General features: G+C 57.5%; 14 protein-coding genes. 8 read left to right on the top strand and 6 right to left on the bottom strand.

Annotation, left to right across the window (positions count from 1 at the left end; translation table 11 throughout):
• The first annotated feature begins 52 nt into the window (after window positions 1-52).
• Entirely contained in the window at window positions 53-2,077 is a 2,025-nt protein-coding gene (locus Q1B27_RS17630; protein WP_299849382.1) for an enoyl-CoA hydratase/isomerase family protein, read from the top strand.
• Between the two features lie 8 nt (window positions 2,078-2,085).
• On the opposite strand, the gene Q1B27_RS17635 is transcribed toward Q1B27_RS17630, so the two are convergent.
• Entirely contained in the window at window positions 2,086-2,301 is a 216-nt protein-coding gene (locus Q1B27_RS17635; protein WP_299849384.1) for a hypothetical protein, read from the bottom strand.
• 148 nt (window positions 2,302-2,449) lie between these two features.
• Here Q1B27_RS17635 and Q1B27_RS17640 point away from each other — a divergent pair, with 148 nt between their 5' ends.
• Window positions 2,450-2,707, top strand: coding sequence for a DUF2312 domain-containing protein (locus Q1B27_RS17640; protein ID WP_299849386.1), 258 nt, complete (start codon window positions 2,450-2,452; stop codon window positions 2,705-2,707).
• A 36-nt stretch (window positions 2,708-2,743) separates the two neighbouring features.
• Here the strand turns inward: Q1B27_RS17640 and Q1B27_RS17645 are convergent, their stop codons facing one another.
• Both Q1B27_RS17645 and Q1B27_RS17650 read right to left on the bottom strand, forming a co-directional pair.
• The gene (locus Q1B27_RS17645) at window positions 2,744-4,531 is read right to left on the bottom strand and encodes a peroxidase family protein (protein ID WP_299849387.1); all 1,788 of its coding nucleotides are present in this window, start codon (window positions 4,529-4,531) and stop codon (window positions 2,744-2,746) included.
• 55 nt (window positions 4,532-4,586) lie between these two features.
• Window positions 4,587-5,810, bottom strand: a complete 1,224-nt coding sequence (locus tag Q1B27_RS17650) for a hypothetical protein (protein ID WP_299849389.1) — start codon at window positions 5,808-5,810, stop codon at window positions 4,587-4,589.
• A 393-nt stretch (window positions 5,811-6,203) separates the two neighbouring features.
• Here Q1B27_RS17650 and Q1B27_RS17655 point away from each other — a divergent pair, with 393 nt between their 5' ends.
• Genes Q1B27_RS17655 through Q1B27_RS17670 form a run of 4 tightly spaced genes read left to right on the top strand, consistent with a single transcriptional unit; the run spans window position 6,204 to window position 8,731 of the window.
• Window positions 6,204-6,911 carry an energy-coupling factor ABC transporter ATP-binding protein gene (locus Q1B27_RS17655; protein WP_299849391.1) on the top strand — a complete coding sequence of 236 codons (708 nt, stop codon included), beginning with the start codon at window positions 6,204-6,206 and terminating at the stop codon, window positions 6,909-6,911.
• Window positions 6,886-7,500 carry an energy-coupling factor transporter transmembrane protein EcfT gene (locus tag Q1B27_RS17660; protein WP_299849393.1) on the top strand — a complete coding sequence of 205 codons (615 nt, stop codon included), beginning with the start codon at window positions 6,886-6,888 and terminating at the stop codon, window positions 7,498-7,500. The genes Q1B27_RS17655 and Q1B27_RS17660 overlap by 26 nt, the downstream gene beginning before the upstream one ends.
• Complete coding sequence (locus tag Q1B27_RS17665; RefSeq protein WP_299849395.1) at window positions 7,501-8,055, top strand: biotin transporter BioY; 555 nt, start codon at window positions 7,501-7,503, stop codon at window positions 8,053-8,055. It abuts the gene before it with no gap.
• Window positions 8,045-8,731 carry a nitroreductase family protein gene (locus Q1B27_RS17670; RefSeq protein ID WP_299849397.1) on the top strand — a complete coding sequence of 229 codons (687 nt, stop codon included), beginning with the start codon at window positions 8,045-8,047 and terminating at the stop codon, window positions 8,729-8,731. The genes Q1B27_RS17665 and Q1B27_RS17670 overlap by 11 nt, the downstream gene beginning before the upstream one ends.
• Window positions 8,732-8,739: 8 nt before the next feature.
• Here Q1B27_RS17670 and Q1B27_RS17675 read toward each other — a convergent pair whose 3' ends face one another.
• Genes Q1B27_RS17675 through Q1B27_RS17685 form a run of 3 tightly spaced genes read right to left on the bottom strand, consistent with a single transcriptional unit; the run spans window position 8,740 to window position 12,185 of the window.
• Window positions 8,740-9,852 carry a thiolase family protein gene (locus Q1B27_RS17675; protein WP_299849399.1) on the bottom strand — a complete coding sequence of 371 codons (1,113 nt, stop codon included), beginning with the start codon at window positions 9,850-9,852 and terminating at the stop codon, window positions 8,740-8,742.
• A complete protein-coding gene (locus Q1B27_RS17680; RefSeq protein ID WP_299849401.1) occupies window positions 9,849-11,033 on the bottom strand; it encodes an AMP-binding protein in 1,185 nt (394 codons plus the stop codon). The genes Q1B27_RS17675 and Q1B27_RS17680 overlap by 4 nt, the downstream gene beginning before the upstream one ends.
• A 12-nt stretch (window positions 11,034-11,045) precedes the next feature.
• Entirely contained in the window at window positions 11,046-12,185 is a 1,140-nt protein-coding gene (locus Q1B27_RS17685) for a mandelate racemase/muconate lactonizing enzyme family protein (protein WP_299849403.1), read from the bottom strand.
• Between the two features lie 150 nt (window positions 12,186-12,335).
• Here Q1B27_RS17685 and Q1B27_RS17690 point away from each other — a divergent pair, with 150 nt between their 5' ends.
• Both Q1B27_RS17690 and Q1B27_RS17695 read left to right on the top strand, forming a co-directional pair.
• The gene (locus Q1B27_RS17690) at window positions 12,336-13,934 is read left to right on the top strand and encodes an ATP-binding protein (RefSeq protein WP_299849405.1); all 1,599 of its coding nucleotides are present in this window, start codon (window positions 12,336-12,338) and stop codon (window positions 13,932-13,934) included.
• Entirely contained in the window at window positions 13,931-14,512 is a 582-nt protein-coding gene (locus Q1B27_RS17695; RefSeq protein WP_299849406.1) for a response regulator, read from the top strand. Before Q1B27_RS17690 ends, Q1B27_RS17695 begins: the two co-directional genes overlap by 4 nt.
• The last annotated feature ends 55 nt before the right edge of the window (window positions 14,513-14,567 follow it).

The following is a 14,567-nucleotide window of genomic DNA, read 5'->3' on the forward strand; positions in this document are numbered from 1 at the left end:
CGTAGTAATTGTCCCAGTTCGGTAGCAATGTCACAAACTGGGAGGGCTGGTGATGATCGAGGTGCATCACGAACGGCGGGCGGGCGTTGCGATCCTGACGCTGGACAGGCCCGTGGCGAATGCGCTGGCCCCCTCGTTGCGTGCCGCCTTGAGCCTGACATTGGATGCGGCAATCGCGGATGATGAGGTGCAGGCCATCGTGCTGCACAGCGCGGGTTCAGACTTCTCGACGGGTGTGGATGTTGCGGAATATGACACGCCACCCCAAGCCCCCTGGATCAATGATCTGTGCCTCAAGATCGAAAATTCCCCGAAACCGGTTGTTGCGGCGCTGCATGGCGCGGCGTTGGGCGGCGGGTTCGAGCTGGCGCTGGCCGCACATATGCGTGTCGCGTCCGAAGGCGCGCGGGTGGCGTTGCCGGACATCAAGCTGGGCCTTGTGCCCGGCGGTGGTGCCACGCAGCGCATCCCGAGGATGGCGGGGGCGCAGGTTGCGCTGGAACTGATGCTGTCGGGTCAGATGCTGGATGTCGCCGACCCGCGTCTGAAACGGATCATCGACAAGATCGTGCCCGGCCCGTCTGTCGAGGCTGCGGTGGCGGCGGCGCTGGAACTGGCGGCGGCTGGAAAATGGGCGAGGGCACGGGATCGTTTCGCCGGATTGTCCGACCCGCTAACCTATCAGAAATCCGTGGCAGAAGTGATGGGCAAACTGCGCCAGAAGGATTCGGCCGAGGCCGATATCGTGCGCTGTGTCGAAGCGGCGCAATTACTGCCCTATGAGCGTGGTCTGGAAATGGAGCGCGTGACGTTTGAAGATCGTCGTAATGCGCCGGTCGCGCGCGCGCGCCGCCATATCCTGACGGCTGAACGCCGGGCGATGATCATGCCCGAACGCTCGACCGGGCAGGCGCGGGACGTGACGGAAGTATTAATCCCCGGCAGCAGCGCATTGGTGATCGAACTGGCAGTTGCCTGTCTGGATGCCGGGTTGCGGGTCACGCTGATGGCCGAGGATGTGGCGGCAACAGATACGGTGCGTAGCCGGATTGGCGGTATTTACGACGGTGCTGTGTCGCGCGAGGTCATGACTGCCGAAATCCGTGACAATGTCATGTCGCGTCTTGCAGCGGCCTGGCCGGACGAAGCCTTGGCGCGCACCGATTTGGTCTTGGACACCGGAGAGGTCGATCTGCGTGCACATGGCGCGTCTTTGAACCCTGCCGCGGTCTGGGCACCGGTGACATCGGGTGGGCCGATGCCGGTCACCGTGCCGAATGATATTGGCGGGCGACAGGTGGATCTGAGGGTCTACCGACCCGCATTGAGCACGAAGCTGGTCGAACTTTGCGTGCCGCCCGGGGCAACGGCCGATGCGGCTGTGACTGTCGCCCAGTTTTTCAGCCGCATGGGGCATACCGTGATCCGTTGCGAATGTGTGGAGGGGCTGGTGGGCGGCAACATGTCGGCGGCGCTATATTCTGCGGCGCTGGTGCTGGCCGGGGCAGGGGCATCGCCCTACCGGATTGATGCCGGTGCGCGGGCGCTTGGGTTTGCACGTGGGCCTTTCCAATTGATGGATATCGACGGTTTACCCACTGTGGTCGAGCGATTGAACGCCCGGGCGGTGGGCGGGGGCATTGTCGATCTTGGCTTGCTGACCGACCGGATCGCACAGGGCGCGGGCGGCCGGGCGGCCGGCAAAGGGTTCTACCTCTATGACGAAAAAGGGGCTCATCCCGACATGGGTCTGCCAGCGAAATCCGGCGAGGTCGGAGAGTGGTTTGAACCGCAGCTTGGCGCCGCGTTGCAGGCGGTGCTGGTGAATGAGGCGGCGCGGCTTTTGTCCGCACCGGTGGTCCAGCGGGCATCGGACATAGATGTCGTGATGGTTGGGGCCTTTGGGTTTGATCGTGGTCGTGGCGGGCCGTTGTTTCAGGCAGAGTTGCAGGGGCTGTTCGGCGTTATGAAGGACATGCAGCGATGTGCCGGCCTTTCGACCGCGCTGTGGCATCCGCATCAGATGATCGGCGATCTGGTCAAGAATGGGGAAGGCTTTTTTGGCCGTCACGGCTGAGGCGTGGATCAGGTCAGCAGAATGCCCACGACCACCAGCATCAGCCCGGTCATCGACAAAAACAGCGCGCCGGTATTCAGCGGCACGATCTTTTGCAGCTTTGCGCGCATAGCGTCGTCATCCAGTCCAGCCTTGCGTGCCTTCCAGACCGTGACGATGCACCAGATCAGCCCTGCCAGTCCCAGCAGCGATACAAAGGCACCAAGCCAGACAAGTGCTTCCATCTTCGTATTCCTTTGACCCACGGTCCATTAACGCACTGCGCCTACTGGATGCAGGCTAAAACTGCAAGATGCGTGCGCTGCAAGTTGCGCCTTGCAGTGCCTGGGGGACAGCGGTAGTCAGTGACTTCTATTCAAGCGGAGGCGGGCCATGAACGATATGACATCAGACGCAACTTACCGGGTAACGGCGGATGAATTGCGCCAGTTCATCGAGCGGTTCGAGCGGCTTGAGGCCGAAAAGAAAGACATCGCCGAGCAGCAAAAAGAGGTGATGGCCGAGGCCAAGGCGCGCGGATATGACACCAAGGTTCTGCGCAAGGTCGTGGCGCTGCGCAAACGTGACAAGGACGACATCGCCGAGGAAGAGGCGGTGCTGGAGATGTACAAGGAAGCGCTTGGGATGTAAGCGCCGCCGGGCGAATGCTTGCCTGGTCCTGCCCCATCATCGGGTTGCGTGCGAAAATGTGCATGTCACAGGTTCGGCGCCGCCTACGACCCGTTGCACGATATGTTCCAGCTTTGAGGTTTCGTTGATCACCTTCCAGCCGACCGGGCTGAACGTCTCGGGGCGGAAAACCTCGTTTGCCAGCAGCGGATTTGTCAGCGCCTGCGTAAAGGCGTCATGCGCAACCATCGTCAGTAACAGGTCGCCCATGATCATGTCGGTCCCGTGTTTTTCAGCCATCAGACCGACATACCATTCAAGGTTATCGACGTTTTCGCCGTAAAGCGCCTTGAGCTCGCTGATCATGTTTTTATCGTCGGTAATGTCTTCGTAGCTGTGCGCCTTCGGAAGCGAGAACCGTTCCCGGTAGGCATTGTAGGTTGCCAGATTTGCGTCGCGCATCAATGAAATCGTGTCGCGCTTGACCGGGCCGAGGAAACGCGGCGTGTTGCCAAGGGTGATCCGCCCTGCAACTTCCTTGGAAAACAAGTCGACGGCCTTGCCGACACCGGTCTGCATCAGCCAGTCATTGTTATGCAGAAACGCGACGGGATCCTTCGGGTTTGGCATGAATGACATTTCATCCGGCACCAGCGCGTGCCAGCGATAAAGCAGGTTGAATTCGATCGAGATGCGGTTGGTCCTGTACCAGTTTTCTTTCTCGGCCAGGCCGGGCTGGAATTCCAGCGGCAGGTTCATCGGCGAGATATGGCGGATGTAGTCCGAGATCACGATTTTCAGCAGCAGCACGGTCATGACATTTCGCGTCGTCTCGAACACGCGGTCACTGTCCCAATCGGTGTGCTGCCCCGCGATCAATCGGGCGATGCGGTTATGTTCGCGCAGAAAGATCGTGTTCATCAGGGAATTGCCGATGGTGGCATTGCCATGCTCTAGCCCGACCGCAAAAATGGTCTCATACCCCTTTTTATTATGCCCGGCCTTGCTGAAGATCGACCGGATGATCCGCTCGTCCGGGTGGAGGTTCTTGAATTCCCGCCTGATCCGAAGTTGTCCGTTCTTCTTTGGGTCTTTCGGGTCCAGCGCAGTGGGTTTTCCCGAAAGAAGAAAACAGGGATATTCACCGTCCTCGCCGTCCTGAAATTTCAGGCATCCGCGGTTTTCATCGTCATCGCAGCGCAGCAGGTTGGTCTGATCCTGGGTCAGGCCGTAGATCTGGCAGAGGTCAATCTCGTGGTTCGACGTGTTGCGCGTGGCACGTCCTTCCTTGCGGATGATCGCGTCGCTACCGTCTCGTATCACATTGTTTTTCGCGTCGAATTCCATCGCGTGGGCGGTCCGCAGAAAGCTGTCGGTGAACCACTGGGCAAAGGCGGCAAAAAGAACGGTGGAGCGGGTACAATCGGTTTGTCCGTCTGTTTCGTCACGCAGAAAGAGATTGGTCAGCGCGTCGGGGTCCGGCAGGTTTGAGGCCCGGCGGGGTGGCAGGTGCCGGCCCGTATAGCTGCGATCCACGAAGCCGTACCAGGTGGTGTAATCCTGGGCCATCGTGAACTGGTGCGGGCGCGCCGGGGCGGCGCCGGCGAATTTGCGAAAGGTTCTGCGGCTGATCAGGCGTTTGAACCAGTCCTGTCGCGTCAGCCAATTCCAGAAACCCGGCAGCTTGTTTCTGACGAAATGAGCGATTTTGATCAGCGGCAGGACAAGGTCAATCAGGCGGAATATAAAATCCGCCACAAATCTCAGCGTGAGCAGGGCGGCGGATTTGAAGAAGGATCCGATGGCCTGAACAATCTCGGCGAATTTCGCACCCAGTGACTTCATTGATAAATTCCTTTCGGGGTAAAATTCTGGCGTTCGAAAATGGGTTTGATGACATTCAGGTTGTGCGTCTGAAGGTGGCAGAGGTTGAATAAACCGGTTTGCGCAGGCGATTGATACCGCCCAGAGGTTCGTGCGCGTTCAGCGCGTGCCAGGGCGTAAAAAGCAGGGGTTTGCATCGGTCAACCAGTTCGACGTCCTGTTCCGGGGGATGGATGGTGAGTTGGGCAACCTCGGTGAACGGGTGATCGTTTTCATCCCAGGCCATTGCGGCATTTTCGATCATGTCGTCAATTTTGCCTTCAAGCTGTGCGGCGTCGGCGATCTGGATTTTGAAGCTGAGCTTGATGGCCTCTGTGCAGGCCATACGGTCGGCTAGTGCTTTTGACAGATAGTCAGCATCCAACGCGGCAAGTTCGGCATCCGAGAATGGCGGAACCGGCTGTTCCCCGCCAACCGGTTCAACCGAAACCCGCATCACGCGATCGGGTCCGAACCGGAAGGGTGCGGCGCTGAAATACCGGGCGTCGATCGGGTCTCTGACGGCCTTGGCCTGGATTTTCTGCACAATGGCAAAGGAGCTGAGCGCGCCCCGCATGTCATCGGCAGAGAAGTCTTTGAACAAATCGCTACTGGTGAAGAGCAGGCGCAGTTTTTTGACGATCTCAGGTTCGCTTGGTTGTGGTGGCAGCAGATTGCCTGACGGGTCAAGTACGCCAAGCTCCAGCAACTTGAGCGGCAGGAAGAAAAGTTCGGGGTCAGCGGCGTCTGCCGAGGCCAGCAACACCTGCGTCAATCGCCGGTAATCGCGGACATTTCGAAATGCGAATTCGGGTGTGTTGATCATCAGGAAATCCTGATTTTTCGCACCTCCATCCTCCATGTAGACCGGGCCATCGACATCCAGAACCTTGATGGCCATGCCGCGGCTGCCATGTTTGAAGACCTTGTTGCCGCTTTCATCTTCGTCAACCTCCAGATCAGCCCGCTTGAGCACATCGGCATTGGAATATCTGATTTTGGCTTTGAAGCTGCGACCGGGTTCCGCAAAAAGGCCGATCTTGAAGCGGCTGTCCAGACAAGTGTTCACGGAGAATTCAGCGTCCAGGCAGCCGTGCGATTTCGGGTGCACACCGCGAAGGATTTCACTGTTCTGGACGGCTTTGCGGCGCTCCTGAAGTTGGACCATCATTGCCGTGATCTCTGTGCGCCAGTCGCCTTCCTGCTCGGGGATGTTTTCAAAATTCGTGGGGGCGGTGGTGTAATCGACGGGAGTGACCATGATAAATTCCTTTGGAGATTTGAAATTCTGAAATTCGATCCTGTCCTTCGGCAGAATCCATGAATGAATGGGCAGAGTATAAAATGCGCAATTACCGTGATCGGCGCGTGAAAGGGCCGATCAACAAGGCCGACAATACGTTAAAACAGGAAAAAAATCCAATTTCGCGTATGATTGGGGCTGGAAATTCCTGCAATTTGGCCAAGGCGCAGGCGGTGTTCGCAATAAGTTCGATCCGATGGCTGGAATGTCAGGGCGATTGACGGGCAAATTCAGGCGATACCTTGTCTCGCGCGGGCCGACGTGTCAGACCGCGCCTGAAACTTTGCCTATAGGTCCATGCAACAAGGTCAGATTCATCCAAACAGCTCTTTGACGCTTGGAAGCGAGATCGTGCTTTCCGAGCTCTGCTATGGCGTGGATGGTCGGGATATTCTGAAGAATGTATCTTTTCGCACCGAGGATATGCGGGTGGGAATCGTCGGCAGAAACGGGTCGGGCAAATCAACGCTGGCGCGGCTGTTGGCGGGGCTCATATCGCCTGTATCGGGAAACGTACGGATCAACGGCAACGACCTTGCCAAGGATCGTAAAACGGCCCTGAACGAAATCGGAATTCTGTTTCAGAACCCGGATCATCAGATCATTTTTCCGACAGTTCTGGAGGAAGTCTCCTTTGGTCTGACCCAACAGGGAATGTCCGGTGAACAGGCCGAAGACGCGGCGCGCGCGACGTTGGAAAGGTTCGGGAAATCGCATTGGGCCGAAGCGAGCATTGCCGGGCTTTCACAAGGCCAGAAGCACCTTGTCTGTCTGATGGCCGTGGCCGCGATGGCGCCGCGTGTCCTGATTCTGGACGAGCCATTTGCCGGATTGGATATCCCCACCAAACTACAATTGCGCCGGTATCTTGAGCAATATAGCGGCACACTTGTGCACATCACCCATGATCCCGATGACTTGCACGGATATCAATGCCTTGTGTGGCTGGATAAGGGGATGGTGGTGCAAAAGGGAGCCGACACCGAGGTTCTGGATGCCTATGTCGGTGCGATGAAACAACTGGGAGAGCAAGATGATATCTCTGACCTCTCCGATTAGAACCCGGGCGCATGATTGGCCGGCAGGGGTGAAATTCGCAGGCTTATGTGTTGCGACGCTGGCGCTTTTCTTCATCGAGGATGTCGCCGTGAACCTGGCGATTTTCGCGGCTGTGATGATGCTTTACGTGTTGCCGGGCGCAGTTTTTTTCCTGGCCGGACTGCGTCAGTTGCGGATTTTGTGGCCCTTCATCCTTGTGGTGCTGGTCTGGCATATCTGGGTTGGGGAGGCCGAGGCCGGGCTGGTGATCGTCCTGCGATTATCTTCAGCCGTGGCATTGGCGAACCTTGTCACCATGACCACGCGGTTGACGGACATGATTGGCGTTGTGCGCCGTATCTGCGCCCCTCTGACGTGGTTCGGACTGCGCACCAATGTTCTGGAATTGGCAATTGCGCTGGTCATTCGGTTGACACCGGTGCTGTTGATAAAGGGGCGGCAATTGTCGGAATCCTGGCGCGCAAGATCACATCGGCGATCAACATGGCGCATCATATTGCCGTTCACAATACTGGCTCTGGACGATGCCGATCATGTTGCCGAAGCGTTGCGTGCGCGGGGCGGATTTAACACTAAGGAGACTAGCTAGATGGAAAAGAACGTGGCCCTTATTGCCCTTTTTGCCGCGTTGATCGCGGCGCTTGGGTTGATCCCCAAGATCACGCTGGCTTTTGGCGTGCCGATTACGGCGCAAAGCCTGGGTGTGATGTTATGCGGGACCGTTCTGGGATCAAAGCGCGGGGGATTGGCGGTCTCGCTGTTTCTTTTGCTGGTCGCGATCGGTCTGCCGTTGCTGTCGGGGGGACGTGGCGGCCTGGGCGTTTTTGTTTCACCCTCGGTCGGGTTCCTGATCGGCTGGCCCATCGCTGCCTTCGTGACCGGACTGATCGTCGAGAAGTGGCGCAAGGTGAACCTGGCCCTGGTGGCGGGTATAGCCTCGGTGATCGGGGGGATCATGGTCATGTATGTGTTCGGGATCGTGGGCCTGTCGATCTTTCTGGAAAAAACACTGGTCGAATCCGCAGCACTGGTTGCGGTGTTCGTGCCGGGTGACATCTTGAAAGCGGCGATCGCGGGGATGCTGACATCGGCCTTGGCGAAGGCACGGCCCGCAAGCGTCTTGTCACGGGCCGATGTCGTCTGAGTTTGCAGAACTGATTGCCGGACGGCGATCCATCCGCGCGTTCACGGATGCCCCGGTGGATCGTGGCGCGATAGAAGAAATGTGCCGGGCGGCGCGGCGCGCGCCCAGCGGGGCCAATCTTCAACCCGGTCGCTTCCATGTTCTGACGGGCGGGGCGTTGAAATCGCTGAAACACGCGCTTGGCAAGGCCGTCGAGGAGGGCGTGCCCTTTGACCGGGAGTACAGCTATTTCCCATCGGCCATGTCGCCCGAGTTGAAATCACGTCAACGCGCAGCCGGGTATGCCCTTTATGAGGCCCTGGGGATTGCGCGGCGAGATGTTGAGGGGCGCAAACGCCAGTTTGACAGGAATTATGCTTTTTTTGGCGCTCCTGTCGGCGTGGTCGTTACCATTGACAGGGATATGGGCAAGGGCTGTTTCATGGACCTTGGTATGGCGTTGATGTCGTTTCTGCTGTCGGCAGAGGATCAGGGTTTCGGCGCGACGGGTATCGGTGCACTGGCCAATTACGGAACGGTTGTTCACCGCCATCTGGGCTTGCCAGAAACCGAACTGGTGGTGTGTGGTATCGCCATCGGCGTGACCGATCAAAGCGCGCCGGTGAACCATTTCAGAACTGAGCGTCTGGCGTTGGAAGAATTCACCTCTTTCAGCGGCTTTGCGGAAGACCCTTGACGTAGCGCCTACAGTTTTCGGGCAAGCAGTGCTGACCCCAATCCGCCCGCTGCTGCAATAGCTACAAGACCGCAGCCCGGATTGCGACAAAGCTGATGATAGAGGCTGACAGCCAGGATCGCGCCGGACGCGCCGATGGGATGGCCACGGGCGAGTGAGCCGCCATGCGGATTGACGATCTGGCGCGGTATCCTTACGCCTTGCTGGCAGGCGATTGCCTGAATGGCAAATGCTTCCATGATCTCGGCGGTGATCAGGTTTTCAGGCGTCATCCCGGTCTGGGCAAGCACCTTTTCAATAGCAGTGACAGGGGCCAGCCCGGGGCAGGCGGGATCGCCGCCAAGTGTCTGCCCGGCAAGTAGTTCGACCTTGGGTGCGGTGACGTGCCGAGCGATCTTTTCTGAGACGATGATGGCAAAAGCGGCAGCGTCGGCGGCCACGGCCATGTTGGCCGAGGTGACGGATCCATGCACGGTCTTGGCTTTGCTGCAATGGCGCGGGGTCAGGTTTCGCGTGAACGTGTCTGTGTTCAACCCCGAAATCTTTACGATTTCCGCCGCCTTGATTTCGGGTGCAGTGGCGATCGCTTTGCGATGGCTATCAATCGCCCATTCATCCTGTTTAGCCTGATCAATATGCAACATTTCAGACAGCCGATGCGCCGCGGTGGCCATGTCAGGGTCACGATCAGCCCAAGGCGTGAAGGCGGCCTGCTCGTAAGGTTGCGGATCAGAGCCGTCTGCAAAAGTACGATACCGCAAGGGCCGCCTTGAATAGCTTTCGACCCCACCAGCGATCACGATGTCATGTTGGCCGGATTTTATCATCGCATCAGCAATCAGAAGCGCATCGAGCCCACCGACACATTGCCGGTCAACCGAAAGCCCCGCGACCGTTTGCGGAAGCTCAGCGGCCAGGGCAACAACACGCGCAGGATTGCCGCCCGCGCCGAGGGCGTTTGAAACAATGATCTCGTCCACCTGACTTTTCGCCAGACTGGCATCGTGCAGGGCTTGCGTGACCACTGGTGCCGCCAGATCATGCAGCGACAGGTCCGCCAGCCGCCCGTTTCTGGGGGCAACGGCACTGCGCCGTGCCGCAATGATGAAGCTGCGGGTCATGGCGTTGACCCCAATAGCTGTTGCAAGGTTTGAAGGTCAGGTTTTCCTGCTGCGAGCAGGGGGATCTTGTCCAGAAAGATGAAACGATGCGGGACCGCAGGTGCGCCCAACGCGTCGCGGCATCTTTGCCGAAGCTGTTTTTCCATACCTTCAAATGCCCGACCTTCGATGGCGCACAAGATTTTATGGCCACGTTTTTCGTCCGGTAGCCCCAAGGCCGCGCAAAGCGTTATTTGTGGCAAAGCCATAAGGGATTTCTCGATTTCTTCGGGAAAGACATTGGTGTCCGATACCGTCACCATCCGATTCTTCCGGCCTCTCAGGAATAGATGGCCATTCGCGTCCAGATAGCCCATTTCGCCGATGCTCAGGTATTTTCCGTCCCATTGAGTTTCTGTGGTCCCAGCGCCTTCGTATCCTTCAAAGAGATACGGGCTGGTAACCCAGATTTCACCGGTCTCACCGGGCTGTGCGAGCATGTTATTGCGGATTTCCAGGGTGACGCCGGGATAGGGGCGACCCACGGACCCATCGGGAGTATCTCTGTCCGTGATCGAGATAAAGCTGGTCTCGCTGGCGCCGAAAAATTCACGAATGGCGGCATTGGGGAAAAGCTCGGCCAGGTGTTGGCGATGTGTGCCCTCCAGCTTGCCACCACCAGAGAAGATGTGGCGAACTTCGGGCAGGCTTGTCAGCCCCAGTGCCCCTGCGCCGCGCATCAGAAGGTGCAACTGCGAGGGTGTGGCGTAGATAACAGTGACCTGATTTTCGATCATCCTGTTGATCTGATTTTTGGGCGAAAGGCTGGACAGCATCAAGATGTCGGCGCCGATATGAAACGCCTCTAACGTGGCATAAAGGGAGAGCGAATGGCCCAGATGTCCAATCGTGGCATAGGTGTCGCCGGGACCAAGCGCGAAATCTTGACGGTTGATGTAAAAACTTTTCACCCAGCTTTCTGGACGCCGCCGTATCGTTTTTGCCTGTCCGCTTGTCCCGGATGTTTCGCAAAAAAGCATTTGTTCGTTGGTTTTCTTGGTACGAATTGGGTTCTGCTTTGACTGTTGCGCAAGAATTGAACTGCCAGTTTGAAGACCGTTCACAAGAACATCGACACCCGCGACCCCGGGCGAGAGGACAGTGCTATTTTCATGGATATTGAAATGTTGTGATGTCAGCATTCTACGTTCTTACTACAGAATACGAGTGCCGTATTTCCGGACCGTATCTTCATTCAATGTCAGGCCCAGACCGGGGTCACGGTTCAGGGTCAGCCAGCCATCGGTTATGGTGGGCGGATTTTCAAAGAGTTCCGCCTGAAGCGGATCACGCTCGGGATCGGTGAAGGCTTCGACGAAACAGCCTGCGGGCGTAGAGGCGACCAAGGGCGCGTGGATGAAGCAATCATGGTGGGGCGTCACCTCGACATGGTGTAGCTCGCACATCGCTGCCATTTTGCGCCCTTCGGTGAAGCCGCCAAACATGGTCACGTCGAATTGAAGGATCTGTATCGCCTGTTCTTCCAGCATGGCCCGGCATCCATACATGGTCAGTTCGCTTTCACCGCCGGATAGCGGAATGTTGGTGCGCTGCGACAGTAACTTGAGCTGGCGTCTGTCATCGGCCCATCGCAACGGTTCTTCAAGCCAGCGGGGCTTCAGCGGCGCCAGCAGCTTGACCGCCTCGGTCGCGGTTTCCAGGTCCCAGGCGCGGTTCACGTCGACCATAAGATCCTTGTCAAAGCCGATGACCTCGCGGATCACCTCAAGCCGTTTGATGTCTTCTTTGAGGCTCATTCCTCCGACCTTGGCTTTGAAACCCAGATGGCCCTGGGCCTTAAGCTTTTGCATTTCATCACGCAATTCAGCCAAATCCTTGCCGTCGCGATAATAGGCGCAGGTGACGTAGCAGGGCACCTCATCGCGATAGCCACCGAACATCTGGTATAGCGGCAGGCCCGCCATCTTGCCCATGATGTCCCAACAGGCCACATCAATCGCTGACGAAATACGCACCAGCGCCTCTCGACCCCAGCCACGTTCAGTCGCGTAGCGGGTCGAGGTCAGGGCGAAGAGTTTTTCATAAAGACGTTCCGGCGCAAGCGGGCTTTCCCCGATAATCAAGTCCGCAATCCCGTTTTTGAACACGTCGACGATCGGCTGGGCATTGGTGTAGCTGGTGGCCAACCCAAAGCCTTCGACGCCGTCGCTTGTGGTCAGGCGAACCAGAATTTCATTTGCAGTGGGCACGATGAAATGGCTGACCCAATGGGGGCGGTCGATTTCGGGGCCGCGCAGCAGAAAGACATCCAGGGCAGAGATGGTCGTCGTCATGGTGTGATCCCCAGTGCAAGGTAGGATGGATTTCATATCAGCATCTGAAGTATCCGCCAGCCCCGGTGAAAACCGCAATAAAAAATCCGGCGCACGGCATCGCCGTCGAAACACCATTTCCATTGATCCGTGGCTTGGATAACAAGGGGAATGCTTCGTCGCCCGTTTTTCGTTGCCGGCCTTGTGTTCGGACTAACCAGCGTCATAACCGCATCCTGGTTCTATTGGGATCTAGGGCGAACAACTGCTGATGCACACCTGCGTGCGCACGAAAACCTGACCCGTTCTGCGCAGGAACTTGAATTTGAAATCAATCGTCACAGGGTAGAAGCCGGTATTCTGAGCCGCACAGGAGAGGCGAAATTGCTTGTCGGGGGCCAGGCCGAAGCGGATAGCACGATGTCATGGCTGAGGCAGAATTTCGGGCTGACTACGGCTGAAACGCTGGCCTTGTTCCGATTTGACGGTGGACAGCATGTGGAACTTGGACTTTTCGGGGCAAAATTGCCGGACGACATTCTTCGGGACATGTTGCTGACAGCGCGGCAGGGGCGTTTGGGGCGTGGCTGGTTTCTGACCAATACCGAACCCACCTATGCCTTCGCGTCACCGATTTTTCGTGCCGACCGCGTGGCAGGCGCTTTGGTTCTGGCAGTGGATCTGGGGCGCATCCGTGACATCTGGAGCCTCGATCAATCACAACTGTCTCTGGTCGGTGCCGAGGGTAATACGGTGTTTTCCAACAGCGCATGGGTCAGCAGTGAGACCAATGCCAGTGATCTGCTGCTGGACAAAAAGATGCCGCTGTTTCGGTGGCAACTTTTCCTGCGCAAATCCTTGCAGGCAGAACTTTGGCTGGTCGCGCAACGGACGGCGCTGGTCTTTTTTTCGGTCCTTATACTCTTTAGTGCTGCAGTCTTCGCGGCCTTTCGCCGACAACATCTGATTGTGGAGCTTGAGCGTGAGCAGCAGCAAGGGATTGAGTTGGACCGGCTGGTGCAGAAACGAACCGCGGAATTGGGTGAGGCGCAGGCGGCACTGATGCAAAAGGAAAGACTGGCACGGTTCGGGATGACATATCCTGCGATCAGCCACGAAATTGCACAGCCGCTGACCGCGCTGAAGGCGTATACCGAGAATGGTTTGAAGCTGTTGGAAAAGGAACGGTCTGCCGAGGCGGGTAAGAATTTTCTGGCGATCCTGGATCTGACTAAGCGGATGAATCGAACCGTTGCCAACCTTCGCGCTTTTGCGCAGGGTGACCATGCGGACACCCGTGCTGTTGATGTTAGAAACACAATCGGTCGCGTAATTAAAGAGGCCGGGCAATCGGCGAGTTCCGGAGGCGCCAGCCTGGCCGAGATTGTCACGATACACGCCGACCCGGATGTCGAATATCTGGCCGTTGCTGGTGACGTCCGCGCCCATCAGGTGATGCTTAACCTCCTGCAAAATGCATATCGCGCGGTCGAAGAGCAGCAAGATCCGCGAATTGATGTGCACCTGACCGCCGAGACAGAGAAGATCATCGTTGATGTCATAGACAATGGGCCGGGGATTCCGCCTGAAATGACCGAGGATATTTTTGAAAGTTTTGTCACCACGCGAAACCAGACCGGGCTTGGGCTGGGACTGTCGATTTCCCGGGCGTTCGTGGCGCTGATGGGGGGCACGCTGGATGTTGTTCCCTCATCGCGCCCAGAGGAAGGGGCGCATTTCCGGCTGACGCTGAAACGGTGGGTAGAATGACGCCGAATATTTATCTGATCGAAGATGATTTTGATGTGCGCACGGCGCTGACACAGGCCTTCGAGCTTGAGGATCATCGGGTTGCTGCCTTTGCCTCTGCTGAGGCATGCCTGCCCAAGATACCGCAGCACGCTGAAGCGGTGGTTGTGACGGATGTACGTTTGCCCAAGGCGGATGGCGAGGAAGTACTGAAGCTTGTGCAGACCTTTGACCCGGATCTGCCGGTCATCCTGATCACCGGGCATGGAGACGTACCCATGGCGGTGCGGTGCCTGAAATTCGGTGCCTTCGACTTTTTTGAAAAGCCGCTTGATGCGATGGCGCTTGTCACGTCGGTTCGCAATGCGTTGAAGCAGCGCCGCCTGATCTTGCTGACTCGTCAGTTGGCCACGGATCTGGAAATGGAAGACAAGCCATTGTCAGAACAGGTCAACGACTTTGAAAAGCTTGTGCTGGAGCGGGCGTTGAAGCTGCACCGTGGGCGACTGACCGAAGTGATGAACGCGCTCGACCTGCCGCGAAAAACGCTGAGCGACAAAATGGCAAAGCACGGGTTGAAACGGGAAAGCTTCACCTGATGCACTGATTTTTGGGCGGATTTCCACCAATTTTCGCGCTGCAATCCAAAAAAAT

The sequence above is a fragment of the uncultured Roseovarius sp. genome (assembly GCF_947489715.1).
In the GTDB taxonomy this organism is placed as follows: Bacteria; Pseudomonadota; Alphaproteobacteria; order Rhodobacterales; family Rhodobacteraceae; genus Roseovarius.